General features: G+C 69.5%; 20 protein-coding genes. 8 read left to right on the top strand and 12 right to left on the bottom strand.

All coding sequences use genetic code 11. From position 1 onward, the window contains the following. Positions 1-96: 96 nt before the first annotated feature. The 5 genes from DEI89_RS15320 to DEI89_RS15300 form a co-directional block, all read right to left on the bottom strand. Positions 97-1,098, bottom strand: a complete 1,002-nt coding sequence (locus DEI89_RS15320) for an EpsG family protein (RefSeq protein WP_258368978.1) — start codon at positions 1,096-1,098, stop codon at positions 97-99. Between the two features lie 104 nt (positions 1,099-1,202). Further along, on the bottom strand, positions 1,203-2,879 hold the full coding sequence (locus DEI89_RS15315) for a glycosyltransferase (protein WP_110904928.1): 1,677 nt from the start codon (positions 2,877-2,879) through the stop codon (positions 1,203-1,205). 226 nt (positions 2,880-3,105) lie between these two features. Further along, positions 3,106-4,569, bottom strand: coding sequence for a sugar transferase (locus DEI89_RS15310; RefSeq protein WP_110904927.1), 1,464 nt, complete (start codon positions 4,567-4,569; stop codon positions 3,106-3,108). Then, complete coding sequence (locus DEI89_RS15305) at positions 4,563-5,435, bottom strand: hypothetical protein (protein WP_110904926.1); 873 nt, start codon at positions 5,433-5,435, stop codon at positions 4,563-4,565. The genes DEI89_RS15310 and DEI89_RS15305 overlap by 7 nt, the downstream gene beginning before the upstream one ends. A gap of 70 nt (positions 5,436-5,505) precedes the next feature. Then, positions 5,506-6,951, bottom strand: coding sequence for a polysaccharide biosynthesis tyrosine autokinase (locus tag DEI89_RS15300; RefSeq protein ID WP_110904925.1), 1,446 nt, complete (start codon positions 6,949-6,951; stop codon positions 5,506-5,508). A gap of 156 nt (positions 6,952-7,107) precedes the next feature. On the opposite strand from DEI89_RS15300, the gene DEI89_RS15295 reads away from it, so the two are divergent. From DEI89_RS15295 to DEI89_RS15275, 5 genes are all read left to right on the top strand, one after another. Continuing rightward, on the top strand, positions 7,108-7,830 hold the full coding sequence (locus tag DEI89_RS15295) for a CPBP family intramembrane glutamic endopeptidase (RefSeq protein WP_110904924.1): 723 nt from the start codon (positions 7,108-7,110) through the stop codon (positions 7,828-7,830). Positions 7,831-7,950: 120 nt separating this feature from the next. After that, the gene (locus DEI89_RS15290; protein WP_146236824.1) at positions 7,951-8,412 is read left to right on the top strand and encodes a hypothetical protein; all 462 of its coding nucleotides are present in this window, start codon (positions 7,951-7,953) and stop codon (positions 8,410-8,412) included. A gap of 219 nt (positions 8,413-8,631) precedes the next feature. Further along, the gene (locus tag DEI89_RS15285; RefSeq protein ID WP_181421691.1) at positions 8,632-9,939 is read left to right on the top strand and encodes a carbohydrate-binding protein; all 1,308 of its coding nucleotides are present in this window, start codon (positions 8,632-8,634) and stop codon (positions 9,937-9,939) included. Between the two features lie 310 nt (positions 9,940-10,249). Continuing rightward, a complete protein-coding gene (locus DEI89_RS15280; RefSeq protein WP_110904921.1) occupies positions 10,250-14,089 on the top strand; it encodes a TIM-barrel domain-containing protein in 3,840 nt (1,279 codons plus the stop codon). Positions 14,090-14,253: 164 nt separating this feature from the next. Beyond that, entirely contained in the window at positions 14,254-15,552 is a 1,299-nt protein-coding gene (locus tag DEI89_RS15275) for a PP2C family protein-serine/threonine phosphatase (protein ID WP_110904920.1), read from the top strand. A gap of 20 nt (positions 15,553-15,572) precedes the next feature. On the opposite strand, the gene DEI89_RS15270 is transcribed toward DEI89_RS15275, so the two are convergent. Both DEI89_RS15270 and DEI89_RS15265 read right to left on the bottom strand, forming a co-directional pair. Beyond that, the gene (locus tag DEI89_RS15270; RefSeq protein WP_110904919.1) at positions 15,573-16,283 is read right to left on the bottom strand and encodes a response regulator transcription factor; all 711 of its coding nucleotides are present in this window, start codon (positions 16,281-16,283) and stop codon (positions 15,573-15,575) included. Continuing rightward, positions 16,280-17,638: a sensor histidine kinase gene (locus tag DEI89_RS15265; protein ID WP_110904918.1), complete on the bottom strand. Its 1,359-nt coding sequence runs from the start codon at positions 17,636-17,638 to the stop codon at positions 16,280-16,282. Before DEI89_RS15265 ends, DEI89_RS15270 begins: the two co-directional genes overlap by 4 nt. 208 nt (positions 17,639-17,846) lie before the next feature. Between DEI89_RS15265 and DEI89_RS15260 the strand changes: the two genes are divergently transcribed. Both DEI89_RS15260 and DEI89_RS15255 read left to right on the top strand, forming a co-directional pair. Beyond that, positions 17,847-18,197, top strand: coding sequence for a hypothetical protein (locus DEI89_RS15260; protein WP_110904917.1), 351 nt, complete (start codon positions 17,847-17,849; stop codon positions 18,195-18,197). A 112-nt stretch (positions 18,198-18,309) separates the two neighbouring features. Next, positions 18,310-18,741 carry a hypothetical protein gene (locus tag DEI89_RS15255; RefSeq protein WP_110904916.1) on the top strand — a complete coding sequence of 144 codons (432 nt, stop codon included), beginning with the start codon at positions 18,310-18,312 and terminating at the stop codon, positions 18,739-18,741. A 10-nt stretch (positions 18,742-18,751) separates the two neighbouring features. Here DEI89_RS15255 and DEI89_RS15250 read toward each other — a convergent pair whose 3' ends face one another. From DEI89_RS15250 to DEI89_RS15235, 4 genes are all read right to left on the bottom strand, one after another. Continuing rightward, a complete protein-coding gene (locus tag DEI89_RS15250) occupies positions 18,752-20,782 on the bottom strand; it encodes a potassium transporter Kup (protein ID WP_258368967.1) in 2,031 nt (676 codons plus the stop codon). Between the two features lie 106 nt (positions 20,783-20,888). Further along, on the bottom strand, positions 20,889-21,590 hold the full coding sequence (locus DEI89_RS15245) for a response regulator transcription factor (RefSeq protein WP_110904915.1): 702 nt from the start codon (positions 21,588-21,590) through the stop codon (positions 20,889-20,891). After that, the gene (locus DEI89_RS15240; protein WP_110904914.1) at positions 21,587-22,999 is read right to left on the bottom strand and encodes a sensor histidine kinase; all 1,413 of its coding nucleotides are present in this window, start codon (positions 22,997-22,999) and stop codon (positions 21,587-21,589) included. The genes DEI89_RS15245 and DEI89_RS15240 overlap by 4 nt, the downstream gene beginning before the upstream one ends. Continuing rightward, complete coding sequence (locus DEI89_RS15235) at positions 22,986-23,966, bottom strand: CPBP family intramembrane glutamic endopeptidase (RefSeq protein ID WP_110904913.1); 981 nt, start codon at positions 23,964-23,966, stop codon at positions 22,986-22,988. Before DEI89_RS15235 ends, DEI89_RS15240 begins: the two co-directional genes overlap by 14 nt. Positions 23,967-24,099: 133 nt before the next feature. On the opposite strand from DEI89_RS15235, the gene DEI89_RS15230 reads away from it, so the two are divergent. After that, the gene (locus DEI89_RS15230) at positions 24,100-24,489 is read left to right on the top strand and encodes a hypothetical protein (protein WP_110904912.1); all 390 of its coding nucleotides are present in this window, start codon (positions 24,100-24,102) and stop codon (positions 24,487-24,489) included. Between the two features lie 27 nt (positions 24,490-24,516). On the opposite strand, the gene DEI89_RS15225 is transcribed toward DEI89_RS15230, so the two are convergent. Beyond that, entirely contained in the window at positions 24,517-25,005 is a 489-nt protein-coding gene (locus DEI89_RS15225) for an SRPBCC family protein (RefSeq protein WP_110904911.1), read from the bottom strand. Positions 25,006-25,290: the final 285 nt, after the last annotated feature.

Raw genomic sequence — 25,290 nt, 5'->3', positions numbered from 1 at the left:
ACACAGCTTCGTCTAGCCAATCGTCCACGCGCACTGTGGGCAACAGTACCGCGACGCGGGCTTCATCGTCGCGTACGGGGCCGTTCTCATTGTTAGTCAAGGTGCACCGCCCGGGCCCAGGTAGGTTCGATAAGGGAGCAAGTCTCCATAATTCGCTAGGTGGAAGCCGAAATATAGAGCGCCGCCTGCTATCAGGATGAAACGCACGACATTCGCTCCTCGCTCCATCTTCGCAATCTGATTGGGTAACAGCAGGACCAAAAAAATGCCGAAGTAGTATTGCATTCGCGCCGCTGCCACCACTTGGATCCCCAGCACGAGGAAGACGAGGCTGAGAGCGACAATGCCTAGCCAAGAGTCCACTCCGGTTTTGCGGCTTAGGTATAGGCATAGTATGACGAGAGCGATCTGCGCCACAACTAGCAGATAGGTGCCCAAACCGGCCGCGTCGGCACTCGTCACGTACGCCTCATACCGAGGACTGATTCGCGCCAGCCAACTGCTGACAGTGGGGATAGCGAAAACTGCAGTAGAGAAGATGCCGGTCAATATAGAAATGCCGAGAACGGACCACCCGTTTGGCTTCCATCTGTAAGCCACCCACTGGAAAAGGGCGGCGAGCCCAGCTGTCGTGTGAAAGAGCGTCGCCACAATGTTCAGCGCTATGAACATCAATCGACTACGTCCCAAGTAGGTGCCCGCGAGAAAGTTCAGGGAGATTGCGATTCCTTGCCTCACGATATTGAACGGGCTCACATAGAAAGCAAGAAGTACGTAGAGCAGGATCGCCAACCCGGGGTCCCTGCTTTCTCGCTTGACCGCGACATAGGCGGGTACCACCGTGAGCAGGGCAGACGCCCAGAATATGGCGTGCGGTGATGCCGTAAGTTCGCGCAGGAACAAGCTCAGAGTTGAATATCCGACTTCTTGCTGGGAAGCTTGGATTTGAGGCCACCAAGGCAGGCTAGGCACGAGCGAGGTGTATAGCCGGTTGTACATCGAGAAGTCCGTACCGACGTCAGACCGAAGGGCCGAGAATGACACCAACACTGCGACGGCTAGAACGTCGAATATTGTCCATCGCGTCCCGCGATTCACGTCGCCGAGCAGATACCGCCGCCCGCTTGAGTCTCGTGAGGCACTGACCAGCTTCGAGACATAAGCGCCAAGCCAAGCTCCAAGCCCTACAACATAGTAGGTGATCAAGACGGGTATCTCCACGCGGCAGGAACGCCGACGGCGACGGCCCCGACGGGAACATCTTTGACCACCACTGCGTTTGCACCTATGCGCGCTCGTGAACCGATCTCACAAGGCCCGATCACTCGAGCCCCGGCACCTACGAACACCTCATCTCCCAGCGTGGGAGATGTATTGCCGCTCCGCGGGCGCCCGGTCCCGCCGATGGTGACTCCCTGCTGAAGCACGGCGCTTCGCCCAATAACACAATCAGGTCCGATTACAACACCGACTGGATGATAAAGCACCAGCCCTGGCCCGACACTCGCCTGCCACGCTAGATCTGCGCCGGTGATCACTTGGTTAAACTGTTTCACGATGCCCGCAGGGAAAATCAGCCGCTTTCGCCCAAGTGCTTGAGAAACCCGGAAGAGGAACGTCGCTAGAAATCGCGTCGTCAGGACGGTGGCAGCGACGGAGGCGCTTCCATCACGGCCCTCCAGATTAGCCCGCAGGTCCTGCATCAAACTCGTCGCGCCAATGGCGTTTCTCAATCGTGTCCTCCCGTCTCTCAAGCCTGAGGGATTAGGCCTTGGCGCAAGCGTCGACAACCGCTCGTCTTCGCCATGATGGTCACCAGCGCCAAGGACTGACGCGGGTGCTGGATAGCCAGCGGCGGGCGGCTCGTAGAGCCGCTTCAACTGTTCGCGTTGACGCCGTTCGCTCATCTGGTCGAGCAGCGAATCATTCCTGGCTGATGCTCGATCTTTATGGGGTCCGTCGACCAACAGCTGAGAAACAGCTGTTGCGATACTATCGACGGTTTCGTACTGTGCAACCGTTGAACCTGAAAAGGCATGAATTGCTCGCGCTACAACGGGTAGTCCTCGCGCTGCGGCATCCAGCACGCTCAGCGGAAACCCCTCGTAAGCGGCGGAATGGACGTACACTGATGCGCTGTCCAGTTCGGAAATCAGCCGCTCAGACGGAACCCAGCCCGTCACTCGGACACCCTCTGCCTGAAGCGCTCGCCGTCCGGTCGGGTCGCCGTCTCCTACCCAAACAGCTTGCACTCCAGGCACTTCACGACGGACAGCCCGGAGGGTCGATAGGAAGAACGAAGGATCTTTTTGAACGGATATGCGCCCTACCATGATGATTGACGCAGCAGTAGCGGGCCTCGCGGACCTCCGAATCGGCACTGTGGGCACGTTCGGGACCAGTATTCTTTCTCTTCGACGATTCAAGCGCTTCGCAAGCAGGTCTTCACGAGGCGAAAGAACCGCGAATCGTTGGGGGCGCAAAGCCAAAAGCCACTCGGCCCCCGCGAACAATCCCTTCTTCAGGGCGCTTGACATCTCAAACGCGAAACCGTGAGGCTGATAAATAACCTGCGGGAGCCTCGGCATCACACGGACGTAAAAGCCCGCCCAGCTAGAATGGGCATGAATCAAATCGATACCCGGCGCCCGGACCGCGCTGTGGATCATCCGCAATCGAGCGACGTGAGTATCAGGAAGTTCATTTATCTGAGAGAACAGTGATTCTTGCCTCTCGTCATTCAAGCCGCGGCCGGTCGCAAGAAGCCGATGTTCAAATTGAGGCGAGTTCCTCACGATTGTCCTAATCGCGCGTTCCACCCCGCCTTCGTAGCATTCCGTAACGTGGAGGATCACACGCAGCTCGGGAGCACCGTTCATGATCTAGCCCTTTCTACGGCTCAGGCGTACCTGCGTGGGAATGCGTGTAGTTCGAAGAAGCGTGCTCTCGAAGCACACACCCCTCTCCGTTCCGCTGAGGTACGAAGCGAGCTCGATGTTGCTCTATTGACGGTGCACCGATGATTCAGCACCTCCACTTCGATTTCGTGGCAAGCCGTGGTGGGCCACTGCTCTAGGTGGCTTAGAGCAATTATGATCGAGGTGCTCAATGCGCACTCTCCCCGGGAGCGAGCACCGCTCGAACCGTCTTCCAAAGAATCAGGAGATCTCCGGTTAGAGACCAATTCTCGACGTAGTAGAGATCTAGGCGGATGGCGTCTTCCCATCCGAGGGAAGATCTTCCCCCTACCTGCCACAAACCGCTCATTCCCGGCTTCAGCAGTAGACGCCGCCGCGCGGCGGCGTCGTAGAGGGCGACCTCGCCTTCGCGCTGAGGACGAGGACCTACCAGGCTCATCGTGCCAAAGAGCACGTTGAACAACTGGGGAAACTCGTCAAGCGAGTGCTTACGCAGCACCCGCCCAATTGGGGTGATGCGCGGGTCGTTCTCCAATTTGAACAGAGGGGTGTCCCCCCGTCCCTGTTCGGCGAGAAGAGCGGCCAACTCGTCATCGGCATTCACCCGCATCGACCGGAACTTGAGCATGTTGAAGGGCGCGCCATTCTGACCGACACGTTCCTGCCGGTAGAGCACCGGCCCTTGGCTCGTCAGCTTGACGACTAGCGCAAGGACGATCAACAGCGGGGAGAGTGCCACGATCAGCACAGCCGAGCCCACGAGATCAAAAGCACGTTTGACTAGAACCGTCCTCCCATCGTAGCGAGGCATTTCGACGTGGATCAGCGGAAGGCCGGCTACCGGGCGAGTGTGGATTCTCGGCCCGTTGATCTCGGTCAGACTCGGAGCGACGATGAGGTGCTCGCGCCCTCCTTCGAGCTCCCAGCTGAGTTCACGAACGGCCTGCGCGCCGAGGTCGTCGGAACTCGTGACGGCAACGGTATCGGCTCCTGCCGCGCGGAGCGCTCGGACGGCGTCGGCGATAGGACCAAGTACAGGTATCCCTGACAGTGGCAACGTCGTGCCGTTCTCGCCAATCGGAACACAGGCACCAACGACGCGGTAGCCCTCTTCCGGATGCCGGCTCAGTTCCCTCGCGAGGTGTTCTACCGACGTGAGCGAACCGACAAGGACGACCTGGGCCGAGTATCTGCCGTTACGTCGCTGAGCATTGAGCCATTGCCGCCACATCCACCGGGTGAGGAGCAGAACCAGGACGCCAGTCGGGAAGGCGATGAAGACGTATCCTCGGGCGATGTCGAACTTGAACGCGTAAGCGACGATAGCCACAAAGGCGAACAGGCGGATGGCCGAATCGACTACGCGGCGATACTCGCCAGCGCCACTACCGATGTAGCGCGGATCTCGAGTGTCGTAGAGCGCCAGCACAATCATCCATGCGACAACGATGAACACGGAGACCGCGGTGTAGCCGAGTGCCAGGTCAGCAGGGCTTCCGGCTACGGTGCGCCTGTCGAAACCGAACCAAGCGATCTGGACCCCGAAGGTCACCCAGATGAGGGCGAGCGCATCGGTGATGACGAGGCGACGGCCGTAGACGGTGGCCCAGGCGCCCTGCCTCTGAGCCGTCCGGTGTGTCACCGTCACCATGTCGCACCGCCGTCGGCGGACACTGACACGGTATCTCCTGCCCACAGCCAAACGTGGTCATCGACGCGGTCCAGGCTCAGCGGCTCTGAGGTCGCCACGTCCGCATCGCATCCGATCGGAGTCGTGGACGTCTCCGGCGTGACGTCCACAGCCGGCAGCGACTCGATCTGCACGCCATCGCAAAGCTCCGTGTTGATGCGCGCGAGCGTGTACGTCATGCCCGCGTCCGCCACGGAGCGAACACCACTGAGCGGCACGTCCACCCACTCGCCTGCGCCGCCACGCCACTCGAGCTGCCCGTCACAGATCACGACGGAGGTCGACTTGCCCTGGTACGCCTCGATCGGCTCGCTGCAGGGCGGTTCTACGACGCCGGTGGCGAAGACGATGCCGGCCGTCGAGACACCTGCGCCGGCCGCGCCGGGGCTGCCGGCCGTCCAGGTCACGCCGTCATCGGTACTGGTGCGGACGGTGGTGGTGCAGTCGTCGCCGACGCCGGCCAGGACCGTCAGGTTCGCACTGGAGGCGCGGATCGCCATCAGCGACGACACGTCCGTTCCCAGCGTGACCGGCTTCCAGGTCGCACCGGCGTCGAGGGTGTGCTCGAGGGTGGGTGCAGGACCGCCGCACGTGCCGTCGGTCGCGCGCCATGCCTCCTGGCCGTCGACCGCGGAGAGGGACCGACGTGCGCCGGCGGCGTCAGCGGTGGGCGTCGGCGAGCTCGTGCTGGAGCGGGGCGAGCTGGAGAAGGTCGGGATGGGGCCCGCCGGGTCACCCGAGTTCGGCGCGGTGCGCCCCAGTGCGAGCGTGACGAGCGCGATGTCGATGACGACCAGCACGACGATCACGATGGCGACCCAGATCAAGGTCGTTCGTGTACGCGTCGAGCCGAGGTTTCGGGTCCCCCGGCGTGCGTTCATGTCCCCCGACCTCGCTTCAGCGCTCGGCGCGACTCAGCGCGCCGAGCTTCTTCCCGCCGCGCTTCGGCGGCTTGACCTTCGGTGTGTTCTCGTCCTCTTCGAGGCCGTAGCCGTACCCGTAGCCGTACCGGCCGTAGCCGTAGGCGCCCGGACCGCGGACGGGCATCATCGTGATGACGAAGCCTGCGATGGGCGCGCCCACGCTCTCGAGTGCGGAGACCGCAGCGGCGAACTGGCCCTTGTGCGTCTTGCCCGAGGCCACGGCGACGATCGCGCCGGAGGCCTTCTTCGCCAGGATCGCGGCGTCGGTGACGGGCAACAGCGGTGGGGCGTCGAACAGGACGTAGTCGAACTCGCCCTCCAGGCGTTCGATGAGGTCCTGCATGGCGCGGGAACCGAGGAGCTCGGACGGGTTCGGCGGGATCTGACCGGCCGGCAGCACGACGAGGTTGCCGCGGCCCCAGGGCTGGGCGACGTCCTCCAGCTCGGCGCGCCCGATGAGCACGTCGGTGAGGCCGGCGTTGGTCTCGACCTCCATGTACTCGGCGACGCGGGGACGGCGCAGGTCCGCGTCGATCAGGATGACGCGGAACCCGGCGCTGTCGAGGGCGATCGCCAGGTTGGCGACCGTGGTGCTCTTGCCCTCGGACTGCACGGACGACGTCATCACGAAGGTGCGGGCGCCGGTGCCGATGTCCAGGAACTGCAGGTTCGTGCGGAGCGTGCGGAACGACTCGGCACGCGGGCTGCGCGGGTCGACCTGCACGATCAGCGGACGCTCCGAGGCCTTGCTGTCGAAGGCGATGCCGCCGACGACCGGCTTGTCGCTGATCTTCTCGACGTCCTGCTCGGTGCGGACACGGTTGTCCAGCGTCTCGCGGAGCACGGCGATGCCGACGCCCAGTGCGAGGCCGACCAGCAGGCCCAGGGCCACGTTGACGGGGACGTTCGGGCTGACCGGACTGCTCGGCACGTCGGCCTGCTTCACGCGGGTGAGCTTGACGCTGCTCGAACCCTTCTCGTCAGTGGCCTCGATGTCCTCGACGACGTTGGTCAGGCTCTGCGAGGTCGCGTTCGCGATGTCCGCGGCCTGGACCGGATCCGTGTCGTTGACGCTGATCGAGATCAGGGTCGTGCTCGTCGGCGCGGTCGCGGACACCATCGTCGCGAGCTGATCGGCGTTCATGTCGAGCTGGAGCTTCGAGATGACCGGCAGGAGCACGATCGGCGTCGACACCAGGTTCGAGTACGTCAGGACGCGCTGCTGGGTGAAGGTGTTGCCCTGCGCCAGGTCGCTCGCGCTACCCGAGGTCTCCGTCGAGACGAAGACCTGCGCCGAAGCGGAGTACACCGGCTTCTTCAGCAGGGAGAAGCCAGCGGCAGCGGCAACCCCGACGAGTGCCAAGACCAGGATGAGGACCCATCCCTTACGTAGCACGGTGATGTAGTCGCGTAGTTCCACGCGGCCCGCCTTCCCCGACGATCCCGCCGCTCGCCCGTGGTCCCAACACGAGTGCCCGGGGATGTCCCGGTGTACGGCATTCAAATAGTGCCACATGATCGAGCAACGCTCGGCTGTATCGGCCGTTCTGGGCCTCCCGTCCTCTACGGTGAGCCCATGAGCACCGAGTCCGACGTGACCCACGCCGAGCCCGACACCAGTCGCCAGCGGGACCTCGTGATCCTGCTGGTCGCGCTGGGCGTGGCGGTCATCCTGGCCCGGGTCGCAGCCGGCTTCAGCACCGCGGGGAAGATCCAGCCGCCTGTGATGCAGGTCCTGGTCGCCGACTTCGCCGTCTGGCTGCCGCTCGTCGCGGGCATCGTCTGGGTGTTGCGCCGATCGGCGGGCACTGACCACGCGGCGCGCCTGCGATTGGGACTCGGCGACGCGATCTTCGCGATCGGCATCGTGATCCTGTGCCGGGTGTTCGACGTGTTCCTCGGTCTGGCGTTCACCGGCTCGACCGGTCTCGCGCCGGCGCCGACCCTCGGCACGCCGGACATCGGCCTGCTCGTCGTGTCGGCCATCGGCATCGTGCTGGTCAGCCCGTTCCTGGAAGAGGTCTTCTTCCGCGGGCTCTTCCAACGCCGGATGGCCGCTGAGCTGACGCCGCGGACCCGCTTCCTGGCCGTGCTGCTCACCGCGTTCCTGTTCGCGGTCCTGCACGTCCTGCTCGGGGCCGGCGGGACCCAGCTCGAGGGCTTCCGGGTGTTCCTGACGATCTTCGCCCTCGGGTCGTTGACCGGCACCCTGGTCGCGATGACGAACCGCATCGGCGGCGCCATCCTGGCGCACGTGCTGTTCAACGCGGTCGCGGTCATCGCGACCTGGCCCCGCTGAGCTGACCCGCGCCTCCCGGCACGCGACAGCGACAGCGACAGCGGAACCGCGACCGGAGGATGACCCCGGTCATCCCCGCAGCGGTCGCGCCGAGCACCGGGCGGAGGAGATGTTGGACGCATGTCCAACGGAAGCCACTCCACAACGACCACTGCACGCGCCATCGGCGTGCTCACCATCGCGGCCGCCCTGGTCGCGGCGACGACCGGCTGCGCCATGATCCGGCAGCAGACGGCGGACGCCTGGTCGGTGACGTACCAGGTCACCACGGACGCCCCTGCCGGAACAGCCCTGACCGACGTGTCCGTCCGCGGGGCCGAGCGGCGGGGCGACGCACCGACCGCGCACCGGTACCCGCAGGTGACGACGACCGCGCTGTCGGCCGGTACTGGCGGATCGCGGTGGCAGCAGAAGGCGATCGTCCTGACCGGCGACCGCGCACGCGTCGCCGTCACGCCGCCACCGGAAGCGACCGCCACCTGTCGGGTGCTGCTGGACGGCAAGCGCGCGATCGCGGAACGGCAGGGGCAGCCCGGGAGGCCCGTCACCTGTTCCGTGACGGCACCCCCGTTCCCGGGGTGACCGGTCGGTGCGACCGGGCGGCCGGGGCGCCCGAGGTCAGCAGGTTTCGGACGATCTCCGCCGCGAGACCGAGGGGGCGGTTGACGTCCCGGCTGTTCGTCCAGCGAAATGCGGACAGACATCCGCCGGCGATCGCAGTACGAATACGCAAGGAGGTTTCGAAAACCTCCCGCGAGTTCGGGCAGCGTCGCCCGGACCGCCCATCGTGGAGGATCTGTCATGACCAGAACACCATCGATCGGACGTCGGATCAGGCGTCTCGGAGTCGTCACGTCGATCGCCGGGCTCGTGCTCGGCGGAGCGCTCGTCACCGCCGGACCGGCGAGCGCCGCGACGACCTGCGCACCGACCTGGAGTGCGTCGACCGCGTACTCCGGCGGTGCGAGCGTGAGCACCGGCAGCACGAACTACACCGCGAACTGGTGGACGCAGGGCGATGACCCGGCGACCCACTCCGGAGCCACCGGCTCCGGGCAGCCGTGGACCTCGGCAGGGAGTTGCACCCCCGCCAGCACCGGCGGCGGGGGCACCGGCGGCGGCGGGACCGGAGGCGGCACCGGCGGCGGCACCGGGACCGGCGCCACCACCGGGACCCTGTTCAGCCCGTACAAGGACGTCACGGTCAACCTGAACTGGAACACCAACGTGATGCAGACCGCGATCACCGGCAGCACGATCCCTGTGGCAGGCGGGTCGAACAGCCTCGCGACGAAGGTCCCGAAGCTCCGGGCACTCTCGCTCGCCTTCGCGACCGGGACGTGTGGCAGCGAGAACTGGGGCGGTGTGGCCGGCGACGCCTTCGCGAAGGCGAACGTGCCGGCGCTCGACGCCGCGGGTGTCGACTACGTCGTCTCGACCGGTGGTGCGGCCGGGTCGTTCAAGTGCACCTCAGGGGCCGCGATGAACGCCTTCATCGCCCGCTACGCCTCGCCGCACCTGGTCGGCATCGACTTCGACATCGAGAGCGGCCAGTCGGCGGCGGACATCCGGTCGCTCGTCAGCTCGGCAGCGGCCGCGCAGGCGCAGTACCCGAAGCTCCGGTTCTCGTTCACCCTCGCCACCCTCGCGGCGTCGAACGGGTCGTTCGCCGGACTGAACAGCACCGGGGACACGACCGTCACGGCGATCAAGGCCTCGGGGCTGACGAACTACACGATCAACCTCATGACGATGGACTTCGGTGGGGCGTCCTCGGCGGTGTGCGTCGTCACGAACGGTGCCTGTGACATGGGTGCCTCGACGGTGCAGGCGGTCAAGAACCTGCAGCACACCTACGGCACTCCGTCCAACAAGATCGAGGTCACGCCGATGATCGGCGTGAACGACGTCGTCAGCAACGTGTTCACCCTCGCCGACGTCGACACGGTCTCGGCGTACGCGCGGGCGAACGCACTGGCGGGCGTGCACTACTGGTCGCTCGACCGTGACACCCCGTGCGCGCAGAGCACCGCCTCGGCGACGTGCAGCTCCCGACCGGACGCTGCCCTGTCGTACACGAACCGGTTCCTCACCGCCCTGGGGAAGTGACCTCCGGAGCGTCCGACCATCGACGGGCCGTTCGGCGTGACCTCGGTCGCGCCGGGCGGCCCGTCGTCGTTCCCCCGCGCAGGGGCGGGCCGGTCTGCGGGAGGTGATCCGGGCCTCCCGGCTGGTCCGCTGAGCGCCGCTCGAGGGACACGTTCTCCTTGCGGGCTTCCACGTACGAGCTATGAGGCCCTACAGTTTCCACGTTGTAACGCGGCCCTCTAGGGGGGTGGCCGCGGGACACGTACCCGCACAAGGCGGCCAGACCGCCGACGAATGACCGGACGACGCCGTCCACGAGGAGCACACACCCTTGCGTCCCAATCCCACGCAGACCCGGAGGCGCAGACGCGTCCTCGGGTCGTCCCTCGCCGGAGCCCTGGTCGGAGCGCTCGCGCTCGGCGGGCTCGGCATCTCCGCACTGCCGGCAGCAGCCGCCCCGGACGCCCGCACAGTGGTGTCCGGAGAGGCCCGCTTCCAGGTGCTCTCCCCCACCCTGATCCGCACCGAGTACGCCGGTGACGGGCAGTTCACCGACCAGGGCACGTTCAACGTGGTCGGGCGCGACGACTTCGCCGCGACCCCGTTCACCAAGACCGTGCAGGACGGCTGGCTGACGCTCGACACCGGCTCGATGACCGTGCAGTACCGGGAGGGCACCGGCGACTTCAGCCAGGACAACCTCCGGGTGAAGCTCACGACCTCCCTGGGCCAGGCCGTCACCGGCTCGCCCTGGGTCACCGCCGAGACGCCCTCGTGCGCGGTGGGCACGCTCTGCGAGGGCGAGGCACTCGCGCTGCAGGGCCTGGCGTCCGCGAAGGACCACGCCGGGTACACCGGATCGGGCTTCGCCGCCGGGTTCGAGAACGTCGGCAACTCCATGACGTTCCGTACGACCGTGCAGCAGGCCGGGTCGTACGACCTCGCCATGCGCTACGCCAACAACCAGGGCGGCGACGGCAAGGTCGAGACCCGCACCCTGAGCATCGTCGTCGACGACCGCGCTCCGGTCGCCCTCAGCCTGCCGGCCGGAAAGAACTGGGACGAGTGGAAGCAGACCACCGCAGCCCTCGACCTGACCGCCGGTCAGCACACCGTCAAGGTCGTCCGCGGTGACGGCGACTCCGGTCGGGTGAACGTCGACAGCCTGGCGATCGTCCCCTCGGGCGCTGCCTACCCGGCGCCGACCGCTGCGAACCCCGGCCAGGACTGCGCCTTCGGCGTGGTCTGTGAGGCCGAGGACGCCGGCAAGGCCGGCAATGCCCAGGTCGCCAGCGACCACAACGGCTTCTCCGGCGACGGCTTCGCCTCCGGCCTGTGGGGCGGCGCCGACTCGACACTGACCACGCACGTCACGGGTGTCCCCGCCGCCGGCGACTACGCCCTGCAGGTCCGGTACGCGAACGGCACCGGGAACTCGCCGGCGCTGACCGTCGCACCGACCGGACAGGAAGCCACCACCGGCACCTTGGCCCCGACCAGCGGCTGGGACTACTGGAACACGGTGACGATCCCGGTGCACCTGGCCGCGGGCGCGAACGACATCGCACTCGGCTGCCCCACGGTGGACAACAACTGCAACGTGAACGTCGACACCATCGCGGTCGTCGACACCGCGTCGCCGGTGCTCGCCGCGCACACCCCGCTCGGCGGCTACCGTCGTGACCTCGACACCGCCAACGGCTCCGTCAAGACCAACCCGGGCCTGCTCTACCAGGACGGCTGGTCGCTGCTCGACGACACCGCCTCGGCGCTGTACGACACCGCGACCGAGAAGACCACGCCCCGTGGCGACCACGGCGGCAAGGGCTACCAGGACGGCTACGTCTTCGGGTACGGCACCGAGTACACGACCGCGCTGAAGGACCTGGCGACCCTGACCGGGCCGTCGAAGCTCCTGCCGCAGTGGGCGTACGGCGTCTGGTACTCCGAGTACTACGACCGCTCGCAGCAGGACTACCTGGACATCGCGAAGAAGTTCAAGGACGAGGGCGTCCCCGTCGACGTCATGGCGATCGACACCGACTACAAGATCGGCAGCCCGACGAACGAGGGTGACAGCAAGTGGGACGGCTGGTCGGTCGACCCGGCCCGCATCCCGGACATGACGAGCCTGCTCGCCGACTGGCACGCCGAGGGCATCCACAACACCCTCAACATCCACCCGTCGATCTCGAGCCAGGACCCGAAGTTCGCACAGGCCCAGGCCACGGCGAAGGGCAAGCTCACCAAGGGCGACGGGGACCGCTACCTGTTCGACTGGTCGGACCCCGACCAGCTCAAGGCCTACTTCGACCTGCACACGTCGCTGCAGCCGGAGGGCGTCGACATGTGGTGGCTCGACTGGTGCTGCAGTGAGAACTCGAAGTACTCCGCCAACGGTGTCACCCCGGACGCGTTCATCAACCAGCAGTACGCGAAGTACACGGACGAGCAGCTCAAGGGCCGCGGTCTGGCGTTCTCCCGCGCGTACGGCTCGCTGACCGCGGGCGGCTACGGCAACCCGCAGGCCGTCCCGACCGGACCGTGGGCCGACAAGCGCACCACCGTGCACTTCACCGGCGACACCACGTCGACCTGGCAGGAACTCGCAGCGCAGGTCGGCTACACGCCCGGTGAGTCGGCAGCGACCGGCCTGTCCGCCATCAGCCACGACATCGGTGGGCACAACGGCGGCCAGTACGGCATCGAGGGCAAGGAGCCGGGCACGACCCAGCTCCCGCCCGACATGTACGCCCGCTGGGTCCAGTTCGGTGCCTTCCAGCCGATCGACCGCCTGCACAGCAACCACAGCGACCGGCTGCCCTGGCAGTACCCGGACGAGGCGAACGCGTCGGCGAAGCAGTTCCTCAACCTCCGCGAGGACCTGCTCCCCCTGACGTACACGCTCGCTGCCGACGCCACGGCGACCGGCACCCCGATGCTGCAGCCGCTCTACCTGCAGTACCCGGAGGCGCAGGAGTCCTACGCCCAGGCCGGCTCCGAGTACCTCTACGGCAAGGACGTGCTGGTCGCGCCCGTCACCACCGGCAACGGTGACGACGGCACCGCCACCCGTTCCGTGTGGTTCCCGGCCGGCGACTCGTGGACCGACTGGTTCACCGGCAAGACGTACGAGGGCGGCACGACGGCCGACGTCACGACGGACCTGACCACCATGCCGGTGTTCGTCCGCAGCGGCGGCATCGTCCCGACCCGCTCGCACCACGTCGCGAACGACGCCGCACCGCTCGACGCGGTCACGGTGACGGTCGCGACCGGCGCCGACGGCACCTTCGCCCTGCACGAGGACTCGGGTGAGGGTCAGCCGACGAAGGCCACTGCCCGTGCGACTGGCGACTCCGCGTCGACCACGATGCGGTTCACCCAGCAGGCGGACGGCGGCACGCTCGACATCGCCCCCGCCGACGGCTCGTTCACCGGCCAGGTGCGCGACCGCTCGTGGACGGCGACGTTCACGAACGCCGAGCGCCCCGTGTCGGTCACCATCGACGGCGCCCCCGTCGCCGCGTCCGACTGGACGTACGACGCCGACAGCCGCACCATCACGGTGCCGGTCGCCGAGCGCTCGGTGACGGACCGGACCGTCGTGCGGTACTCGAGCGTCGCTGCTGCGGTGCCGAGCCTCCAGGTCGCGTCGCCGCAGGTCACCGCCGGTGGCACGCAGACCGTGACCGGCTCCGGGTTCCCCGCGAACGCGACGGTCACGCTGTCGACGACGCCGGCCCTCGGTGGCGGGGTCACCGTGCGCACCGATGCCGACGGCACGTTCAGCAGCGACCTGGCGGTGCCGGCCACCGCCTCCGGTCGGGTGACGGTGTCCGCTTCGGTGGGCGGCGTCGTGCTGGCCCGGGTCGCGTTCACGGTGACCGCGGCACCGCCGACGGCATCACCGTCGCCCACGCCGGGCTCCCCCACTCCCACGCCGGGTGACCCTGCGCCGGGCTCGCCTGCGCCGGGTGCGGGTGCGGGCGCCGGACCGGGTGCCGGTGGCGGTGCGGGTGACCAGCCGGGAGGCTCGTCCTCCGCCGGTGACGGTGCCCTCGCCTGGACGGGTGCGAACGTCGTGCCGATCGGGATCCTGGCCGTGGTGCTCCTCGCCGCGGGCGGCCTGCTCCTGGCGCAGCGGATGCGACGCCGCCGCGCGCAGTAGCGCAGGAGACGCAGGAGCGCTGCGCTCCTGAACGCTGGAACGGCGGGGTACCCGGGAACGGGTGCCCCGCCGTTCGGCGTCCCCGGCGGCAGACGGGATCGTCCGCCCCTCTTCGGGTCGACGCACCGGCGCGGCGGACCGCGAACCAGTAGCCTTCCCTGAACATGTCCCGCCCAACCAGCGTCATCGACAATCCCCTCGTCCGGCAGACCCCGATCACGGGTCTGCTGGCCCTCGGTGCGCTGCTGAGCCTGGTGCTCCCGTCGCTCGAGATCAGCCACGCCGGGCTGTTCCTCGCGAGCCTGGTCGCCATCGGCGTCGCGACCCTGCTCGCTGCCATCTCGCTGTGGTTCCCGCGCGCGGTCGCGCTCATCCCGATCCTGTTGGCGGTCGACTTCGTGTCCCTCGCCCTGTTCCGCACCGGTACCGGTTCCGGAGCGTCGGTGTTCACGTCCCTGGTGGTCCTGCCCGTGGTGTGGTGGGCCTCCCTCGACGGACGTCGCACGATCGTCTACTCGGTCCTCGGCGTCACGCTCGTGATCCTCGCTCCGTACGTGCTCCTGCCGGACAACGCGCCGCGGGCCAGCGAACTCGTGCGCCTCGGCATCACCGTCGTCGTCTTCGGCACCGTCGCCGTCATCGTGCAGGAACTCTCCCGCCGAGCCCGCCGCTCCGTCCGCTCCGCCCAGGCCCGCGAGGACAAGGTCCTCGAGGAGATCAGCCGCGCCGCCGACGTCCAGCGTTCCCTGCTGCCGACCTCGAGCGACGGACTGGGCGACTTCGTCACCGTCGCGGGCACCTGCCTGCCGGCGAAGAGCGTCGGCGGCGACTTCTTCGACTGGTACCGCACCGAGAACGGCATCGCCGTCGGACTCGGCGACGTGATGGGCAAGGGCGTCGGCGCCGGACTCATCGCCGCCGCGGTCCGGGCCACGATCCGGAGCGCCCGCACGGTCGACGACGCCTCCGAGGCCCTGCGCCGTGCCTCCGACGGCCTCGCCGCCGAGGGCGCCGGCACCGACGTCACCTTCACCACGCTGTTCCACGCCCGCATCGACGACGACGGGTCGCTGCAGTGGGCGGACGCCGGGCACGGGCTGAGCTTCATCCTCCGTGCTGCCGGAGGGGTGGAGCGACTGCGTTCGGTCGACCTGCCGCTGGGGATGGGCCTCCGGGACGAGTGGGCGACCACCACCGGGACCCTCGAGCCTGGCGACCTGCTCATCTCGTTCAGCGACGGCGTGCTCGACCTGTTCGGCGGGCGCGACGACGCCGTGGACTCGGTCGCCGAGCTCGCCCGAGCCGACCGGGCGCCGGCTGCGATCGTCGCGGCCCTCGCCGAGCGTGCGGCCGAGGTGCCGCACGACGACGACGTGACCGTCATCGCGATCCGCCGCGAGGCCGCCGTCACTGAGGTCACCGAGGTCACGGCCGCGCCGCTGTCCCGCTCCCGCGCCGTCTGACGGGCGGGTGCCCGGCCGGGCTACGCCGACCAGTCCGGACGGACGAAGCCGCTCTCGTAGGCGAACACGACGGCCTGCACCCGGCTCGCGGCCCCGACCTTGCCGAGCACGCTGCTGATGTGGGTCTTCACGGTGGCCTCGCTGATCCAGAGGTCCTTCGCGATCTGCGCGTTGCTGGCCCCGCGGACCAGGGCGGTCAGGACCTCCCGCTCGCGGGCGCTGAGTGACGCCAACACCGGGGCGTGCTCGGCCGGTGGGACCGGGGCCGACGTGTCGGCAGCGCCGCCGGCCGTGCCCCCGCCGGACCGGGCGCCGAGCAACCGGTTCTCGAGCAGCGCGCGGGTCATCGACGGCGCGATGAGGGTGTCGCCCGTGTGCGCCGCGCGGACCCCGGCGGCGATGAGGTCGGGGCCGGCGTCCTTGAGCAGGAACCCGAGCGCCCCGGCCTGCACGGCATCGAGCAGGTACTCCTCGTCGTCGAAGGTGGTGAGGATGACGACCGCGCCCGCGGTGCCTTCGGAGACGATCGACCGGGTGGCCGAGATGCCGTCGAGCACCGGCATCCGGACGTCCATCAGCACGACGTCGGGGCGGAGATCGGCGCAGACGGCGATCGCCTCGGCCCCGTTGGGCGCCTGGCCGACCACGGTCAGGTCGGGTTCGGCGTCGACCATCATCCCGAGACCCGTGCGGACCACGGCCTGGTCGTCGACGATCACCACGCGGATCACGACGCGACCGCCCGACGACCGGCCGGAGCAGGAGGAGCAGGAGCAGGAGCAGGAGCAGCGCCAGCCGGACCGGTAGCGACACCCGACCCCGCCGTGTCGGGCCGGAGGCTGCCTGCGGACTGGCCACGGGCCTCCCGTGGCGCCTCGAGCGTGACACGCCACCCGCCGCCCTCGGCCGGACCCGCGTCCAGGACCCCGCCGATGGAGGCGGCGCGCTCCCGCATCCCGCGGATCCCGGCGCCACCGGCGGCGAGCTCGGGGACCCGGGGGCTGCCCTCGGAGCCGCCGTCGTCCAGGACCTCCAGGCGGATGCGGTCCTCGGAGGCGGCCAGGCTGATCCGTACCGACGAGCCGTCGGAGTGCACGAGGGTGTTCGTCAGGGCTTCCTGGCAGACGCGGAGGACGGCGAAGTCCTGCATCACGCCCAGGCTCTCGGGCACACGCAAGTCGGCCTCGACCCGGACGCCGGTCGCGCGGACGCGGTCGACGGCGTCCTCGAGCGCGCTCCGCAGCGACACCGGGGCGTCGGTCGTGCCGCCGTCACCGCCCGCGCGGAGGACGCGCACGACCTTCCGCATCTCGGACAGTGCCTGCTGGCCGGTGCCGGCGACCCACGAGGCGTACTCGGCGAACTCGGCCTGGTTCGCAACGCCGACCCGCACCAGGGCCTGCGAACGGACGACGATGGCGGCCATGTGGTGCGCGACGACGTCGTGGACCTCGCGGGCGACGGCGGTGCGTTCCTCCGAGGCGATCCGGGCCTGGTCGGACTCCCGCAGACGGACGAGCTCCTCGTTGCGGCGCTGCAGCACGAGCTCGGAACGACGACGACGGGCGGTGGCACGGCCCAGGACCGCGCACGCCACGAGCAGGATCCCCATCAGGACGTTGGTCGACCAGTCGGCGTTGGACACGAGCGCCCTGCCGAGCAGCAGCGCGAGGGGCCACCGGGTGACGGCGAGTACCCAGGAGTCGGACGACATGAACGCCAACGGCAGGAACATGGCGGACAGTGCCGGCACCGCCACGACCGCCAGCACGGCGAGCACCCTCCGTCCGGCCGCGCACGCCAGGTAGACGGCGATCACGAGCGGGATCAGCCGCACGGTCAGCACGTCGAACCGCCACGTCGGCCACGCCACGACGACCCCGACCACCACGAGCAGCGGGTACGGCAAGCGCTGGCCGACCACGATGCAGAGCGCGACGAGCGCCGCTGTCACCCGGTAGTCGTCGAGGCGCGTCGGGTACCAGCCGGCGCGGTGCAGCCCCTCCATCGCGAGGAGCGCGACGGCGAGGAACGCGACCCCGGCCAGGGCAGGACGCGCCCACGGCGGGATCGAGAGAGGACGCATGGCGTGAGGCTAGCCGCCCGAGGCTGCTCCGCGCCTCCCCCGAAGGACGGAAGCGCCGGGTCCGCACGATCAGTCGAACGGACGGGAGGCCCACCACCTTCCGCCGATGCGCCGCCCGCCCGCCACGTCAGAGGCTGGACCCGCCGCAGTGAGCGGCCCACCGCAGTCCGCGGCCCACCGCAGTCCGCGGCGTCGAACGGAGCACGTGATGCAGAAGAAGACCGCTGTCAGCCTGGCCACCCTGGCCCTCGTCCTGGCCATCGCCGGGACCGGTGCCGCGGCGGCGACCATCGGGGGCCCGGACGCATCGTCGGACGCCGTTCGTCCCGCGACCACGTCGACGGTCGTGCAGACCACGGTCGCGACCTCGGACGACGACGGGTGGCCGGGGCGGCTACCGGACGCGGACCGCTTCCGGACGCTCTCGCGGTCGGACCAGCACGCGGTGCTCCGGCGGGTCGACCGGCTGCTCGGGGACCTCGGCGGGTCCCGTGCCAGCGAGGGGCTCGTCCGGCAGCTCGGTGACTACCGGAGTGAGCTGGCGCGCGTGCTGCGGTGAGTGCGGCGGCGCGCGCGGCTGCCGGCGTGCGAGCCGTGTCGCCCACCACGAGGCTCGGCACGATCCGGTCACGATCGGCACCGGCGGCCGGCACGTGCCGCACACTGGCCGGATGACATGGGGGAAGACAGCGCTGGCGATCGGGATCGTCTGCGCGATCGGGGCCGGCGCCGCCGGCTGCTCGGTGGCCGCGGTCGGACGCTGCGTCGACTACGTCTCGATGACCCCGGCGGAGCAGGCACGGCAGGCGACCCTGGTCGTCGACGCCGACGTCCGGTCGACCGACCGCACGGTCGAGGCCTCGGGCCGGTACCACGTGTACGAGGCCACGGTCACCGCGTCCCGGAAGGGTGGGAAGCTGCACGACCGGATCGACGTGATCGCGACCTCCGACCAGTGCACGACGAGCGGCCAGCCCGTCGAGTACGTCGACGGCGACCCGCTCGCCGAGCCCGGCAGCTACCGCCTGTCCCTGACGCGGGTCCGGGGCGGAGGCCCGTGGCAGCTCGTCGTGCCGGGTGCCGCTGAGCGTCTCGACGGCTGACCGCAGCGGCTCAGACCTCGACGTCGCTACCCATCGTCACCGTGCGATCGAGCGGCAGCCCGAACCGCGCGGCCGGGTCGGCAGCGTTGTGCGCCATCGCCACGAACAGCTTCCGCCGCCACGACACCATGGCACCCTTGCCCGCGCCGGTCCGGAGCGCTCCGCGTGAGATGAAGTACGACGCCGTGGACATGTCCTCCTGCGCCAGGTCGAGCACACCCCCGGCACACGCGGCACGCATCGCGGCGGGCAGGTCCTGGTCGTCGGAGAACCCGAACGTGATGGTGATGTGGTCGATGCCGTCGTCGTCGTAGCCGAGCTCGTCGCGTCGGAACGCCTCCTCCAGCGCCACGTGCGGCACGTTCGCGGTCAGGACGGACACGATGATGACCCGCTGGTGGACGACGCCGTTGTGCTCCACGTTCGCCCGGAGTGCGAGCGGGGTCGTCTCCTTGTTCGGGTGCGGGAACACCGCGATGCCCGGGACGCGCGGGATGTGGTCGGCGTTGACGGTCTCGATGAACTCGGCCAGCGAGCCCTCACGCTTCCGGCGCTCGATCTGCACGAGCTGCCGGCCGCGGTGCCACGTCGTCATGAGGGTGATCACGGCGAGGGCGATGAGCAGCGGCACCCATCCGCCGTGCAGGACCTTCGACAGGTTGCCGGCGAGGAAGGTCAGTTCGAGGCCGCCGAACACCACGGCGACGGTGACGAGCTTCCAGGTCGCCCAGCGCCAGAGCGGCTTCACGACGACGAGCAGCAGCAGGGTGTCGACGACGAGTGCGCCGGTGACCGAGACGCCGTACGCGGTGGCGAGTGCGGCCGAGGAGCGGAAGGCGAGCATGATCGCCATCACGCCGATGAAGAGCAGCAGGTTGACGGCCGGCAGGTAGACCTGGCCGCCCTCGCGCTTCGAGGTCTGCCGGATGGTCAGCGGCGGCAGGAGCCCGAGCTGCACGGCTTGACGGGTGAGCGAGAACGCGCCGGAGATGACGGCCTGGCTGGCGATCACGGTCGCCGCGGTCGCCAGGATCACGACGGGCAGCTGCGCCCAGTTCGGGAACAGCAGGAAGAACGGGTCCTTCGTCGCGGTCGGGTCCTCGAGCACCAGGGCCGCCTGACCCAGGTAGTTGCAGACGAGCGCGGGGAACACCACGAAGAACCAGGCGCGGAGGATCGGCATCCGCCCGAAGTGGCCCATGTCGGCGTAGAGCGCCTCGGCTCCGGTGATCGCGAGGACGACGGCGCCCATCGCGATGAAGGTGATGAACGGGTGCGCGAACAGGAACGCGATCGCCCACGTCGGGGACAGCCCCTGCAGGACGCCCGGGTGCTCGACGATGCGCGGGATGCCGGCGACCGCGATGACGATGAACCAGAGCATCATCACGGGACCGAACGAGGCGCCGACCTTCGCGGTGCCGAACTTCTGCACGATGAACAGCCCGACGAGGATCACGGCGGCGATCGGCACGATCAGGTGCTCGACGGACGGGGCTGCGGTGCCCAGACCCTCGACCGCGGACAGCACCGACACCGCCGGGGTGATCACGGAGTCGCCGTAGAACAGGGCCACCCCGACGATGCCGATGACCAGGAACACCGTGGTGCCGCCCGGACGGTGCGCGTGCAGGCGTCGGGCGAGTGCGGCGAGCGCCATCACCCCGCCCTCACCGTGGTTGTCGACGCGCATGAGCACGAGCACGTACTTGATCGACACGACGATGGTGATCGACCAGAAGAGCAGCGAGATGACGCCGTAGACGTCCTCGGGGACGGGTCGGACGATGCCGCCGTCCACGGAGAACACGGTGCGCATCGAGTAGAGCGGGCTGGTGCCGATGTCGCCGAAGACGACGCCGAGCGCAGCGAGGGCCAGGCCGGCCTTGCCACGGTGCCCACGGGCCTCCCGGCTGGCGGGGTGCTGCGCGGCCTTCGCGGGGTGCGTGGCGTCGTCGCCGGGACCGGCGTCACCGGGCTGGGCATCGCGCCCACCCGAGGGGCGGTCGGACGACTGCGACGATGCGCGGGTCTCGGTCACAGCAGGTACTCCAGTCCGGGCCGTACGGGTGTGACGGCCGCGCCCATCATGCACCCGCGGAGTGACAGCGGAGCGCCGGGAGCATCCGCGCCTGCGCCCAACGGCTCTACCGGTCCTGCTCCGGCACCGTCACGATCCGGTTCTGGTACGCCCAGACCACGGCCTGCAGGCGGGACCGGACGCCGAGTTTCGGCAGCATGCGTGCCAGGTGTGACTTCACCGTGGACACCTCGACGACGAGCTCCGCGGCGATCTCCTCGTTCGACATCCCCTGCGCCAGCAGGAGCAGGACGTCGCGTTCACGGGCGGTGAGGACGCCGTCCACGCGGTCCCCGGTGACCGGCTGCAGGCTCCGGCGCGAGGCGAACTCGCGGAGCACCCGGCGGGTGAGCGCCTGGTCGAGGGTGCCGTTGCCGGCGGCGACCTGGCGGACGGCGCCGATGATCACGTCGGGTTCCGCGTCCTTGAGGAGGAACCCGGACGCTCCGGCCTCGAGTGCGCCGAACACCAGGTCGTCCATGTCGAACGTGGTGAGCATCAGCGTCGGCACGGCCGGGTCGGCGTCGGGGCGGCAGAGTTCGCGGGCGACCTCGATGCCGTTCCGGACCGGCATCCGGATGTCGAGGACCGCGACGTCCGGTCGGGTGCTCCGGGCGAGCTCCAGGGCCTGTCCGCCGTCGGCTGCGACGGCGACGACCTCGATGTCGGGTTCCGCGTCGAGCAGCGCGGAGACGCCGGCGCGGACGAGGGGCTGGTCGTCGGCGACCAGGACGCGGATGGTGCGGCCGTCGGCCGGGCTGTCGGTCATCGGGGGCCTTCCGTCGTGGTGCCGGGGTGCGCGGTCGCGGCCTGCGGGGCGGGGGTGGGCAGGGCCTCCCGGCCGAGACGCAGGCTGACCGTCCAGCCGCCGGTGTCCGTCGGGCCGACCTGGAGGATCGCCCCCACCAGTTCCGCCCGCTCACGCATGCCACGCAGTCCGTTCCCCCCGGCCGGCGTGCTGCCGAGTGCGGGGACGGTGGCCGGCCCGTTCTCGACGCGGATCGTGAGGTGGTCGTCGGCGCGGTCGTCCATGGTGACGGTGCACGGCGATCCGGGGGCGTGCAGGGCGGCGTTGGCGAGGGCCTCCTGGACGGTGCGGTACGCGGCGAGCTGGGCGAGCGGGCCGACGCCGTCGCCGAGTGGACGGGGCGCGGCAGGTCCGGCCGTGGCGGGTTCTCCGGTCGTCCCGGGCAGGACGTCGAGGCGGACGTCGCTGCGGAACCGGGCCCGTTCGACCAGGTCGACGATGCCGGCGACGGTCTCGACCGTTCGCTCGGCGGGGCTGTCGTCGCGGAGCAGGCCGACCAGACGGCGGAGGTCCTCCAGGACGGCGGTGCTCTGCTCCCGCACCTGGCGGACGCCCTCGTGGGCGCGCTCCGGGTCGGTGTCGATCTGGCGGTCGATGACGGCGGACATCAGGGCGATGCCGGACAGGTGGTGGGCGGCGATGTCGTGCAGCTCCCGGGCCATCGCGGCACGTTCGCGGGAGACGGCGGCGTCGATGCGGGCGTCTTCCTCCCGGTCGACGGCGGTGGCCTCGGCGGTGCGGGCGGCGCGGACCTCGCGGCGGGAGCGGACCACGAGGGCGATGAGCACCGGCAGGCCGACCGTGCCGAACGCCTGCAGGAAGCCCTGTCCGAGCGAACGGCTGATGCCGATCCCGACACCGGCCCGACCGGCGCCGTAGGCGGAGTAGAGGACGGAGCCCTCGGCGACGATCACGAGCGCTGCCGCTGCGACGAGCGCTGGCCACAGTCGGGCGAGCGGGACTCGCAGCACGGCGAGGACCACGGCGACCACGACCGGCAGGAGCAGGAGGCCGTGCAGGGTCGTCGGTGCGACGGCCGCGAGGACGGGCACCACACTGACGGCGACGAGCGTCGCCCGCGGTGCCCGACGCGCTGCGAGGAGGACGGCGGACTGCACGAGGAGGCCGAGCGCCAGGACGAGCCAGGGGCCGCTGGAGACCGCCGGGTACGCCCCGGCAGGGACGATGGAGTCCGGGTCAGCCGCATCGAGCGGCGGGAGACCGAGCAGCAGCCCGAGGCCGACCACGAAGGTACCGAGCGGGACCAGGACGTCGGTGCGCCGTTCCCGTGCAGTCGCGGGGCGTCGCCCGGGGGCAGCGCCCTGGGCCTCGACCTCGGGGCGCTGTGCGCGGGGCTCAGCGGGTGCCATCGTGCGATCCTACGAGGCCCTTGCGTGCCGCAGCCGGGATCGGGGCGTCGATCGGCAGCGCCCGACGTGCCGGGTCGTAGCCGAGCCGGCCGCGGGTGGCGATGAGCAGCACCACGGCGGCGACGGTCGACATGATCGTCAGTCCGATCATCAGGGTGCCGGCGGTCATGCTCGGGTACATCTCGGGGAACAGCGACGAGATCGTGTTGTTCACGCCGACGTGCAGCAGCAGGGCCAGCGGCAGGCTCTCACCCGTCTTGTTGAACACCTGGATCATCACGACGTTGAACGTGATCGTGAAGAGGGCGAAGACCACCGGCTCGCTCCAGTGCGCGTTCGGCCATCCGCCCCAGTCGCTGAGGTAGAGCGGCATGTGCCAGAGCGCCCAGATCGGTCCGAGGATCGCGGCCGCGCCGAGCGCGCCGAAGCGGTGCTGCAGGCGGGGCAGGGCGAAGTCGCGCCAGCCCGGCTCCTCGCTGAGGCCGGTCGAGAACAGCTGGATGACGAGCCCCGGCACCAGGGCCGAGAGCGCCAGGGCGGAGGGGGCGTGCACGTCGCCGCCGGCGAAGGGCACTGCGGACAGGACGATCAGGGCCGGGACGACGACGAGCGCCAGCGCGTACCAGTACCAGGCGACCCGCCAGCGGAACAGCCGTCCCACCCAGCGGCGGAGGCCGGCGCGACCGTCGGCGACCGCGGTCACGATGAACGCGCTGCCCAACGGGCCGAGGAGCGCGCCGGGGAGGACGCCCGTGAACTGCGCACTGCCGAGGACCTCGGGGAAGTGGATGTCCCACACGCCCAGGCCGTGCGGCGACAGGATGTACGGCACCCAGGCGAGCCAGCTCAGGCCGAGGGCGAGGGTGAAGAAGGTCAACAGCGGGTGCCGGGTGATGACGCCCCGGACGCCGCGGCGGTCCTGCTGCGCGGTGCCGGTCGTGGACCGGGCTTCGATGGTGTTCGTCATGACATCGACGCTAGGAACTCCGGTGCTCCGGAACGACCGGCGGAGGGAGGCACCTGCCGGACTTGCATCCAAAGGAGGAGCCCCGCTGTCCCCGGGGTTGTGCCACGCTGTCCGAGGACCGGGAGGGGACGGGATGGACGAGGCAGTGCTCTACGACCTGTGCAGCCGAGCGCGGTTGGTGCAGCTCCGCACCGGCGGCGCAGAGGCCGGGCTCCGCGGGCTCACGGACTGCATCGCGGCCGCGTCCGGCGCCCCGGAGCGGTACACGCACATGCGGCTGGCGCAGCTGATCGAGTCCGCCCCGCGTCCGGTCGGCCACCGGTACGGCCTGCGGCAGCTCGAGTCGGTCAGCACGAGCCGGACCACTCCGCCCGCGGACTACTCGGGTGAGCAGCGGCACGACTACGAGAAGGCGCAGACCGCATTGCTCCGGGCGATCGGCAAGGACAGCGGCGAGCCGGCGAGCGGCCCGGTCGCGGTCGCCCGCAACGTGCTCGAGCAGTTCGTCCTGCGCTGGTTCTGACGGCCGGCCGCAGCCGGGCACCGCACCTCAGGCTGCTGAGCTGCCCGCGACGTGCGCCAGCACCACCGGGTCGGAGCAGCCGCGCGCGAACCCCGCGATGCGCCGGTCGATGTCCCGCTGCAGCACGACCACGCCGATCCGTTCGGCGAGCGGCGCCAGCCATCTCGGACGGCAGGTGAAGTTGTAACGCCAGACCGCCAGGGTGTGTCCCGGCTGCCCCTCCGCGGGGCTGAACCGCCACCCGCCGCCCATCCGCTCGAAGAACCACGAGCCCTTCGTCATCTTCATGCCCACGTTCGACGGCGGGTTGTACGAGACGTACTCGCTCTCCATCGCCAGGCCGAACCGCTGCACCGTGTACGTCCGCACACCCTTGCCGGGGACGGTCGCGCCGATGAGGTGCTGCCGCCGGATGAACGGGTCCCACCGCTTGCGGATGGCGCCCTGCGTCTGCGAGACGGCGAACGCGACCCCCACCTCGACGGGGACGACGCAGCGGGACTCGACGACGGGCATGCGCTCATCGTGGCACGGGCAGGTCCCAGCTGACGGGAGGCCCGGGGCGGGCCCGCACTGCGCCTCCCGTCCGGCGGATGTCCGCCCGCCAGGAGCGCGCTCCGCGTCGCCTCCCGCTCACGCTGTGGTCACACTCAGGAAACCGTCTCGACAGACGGTCCCGCCAGCATCATCGCGTGACCCCACACCGATCCCGACGCAGGACCACCGCCCTGGGCGCCACCGCCCTCGCCGTGGCCACCGCCGTCGGCCGGGAGGAAGACGCCCTGTCTCTTATACACATCT

Origin of the sequence: Curtobacterium sp. MCBD17_030, from assembly GCF_003224255.1 — a bacterium.
In the GTDB taxonomy this organism is placed as follows: domain Bacteria; phylum Actinomycetota; class Actinomycetes; order Actinomycetales; family Microbacteriaceae; genus Curtobacterium.
The sequence above is the reverse complement of the archived record's forward strand: the minus strand, read 5'-3'. Positions and strand labels throughout refer to the sequence as shown.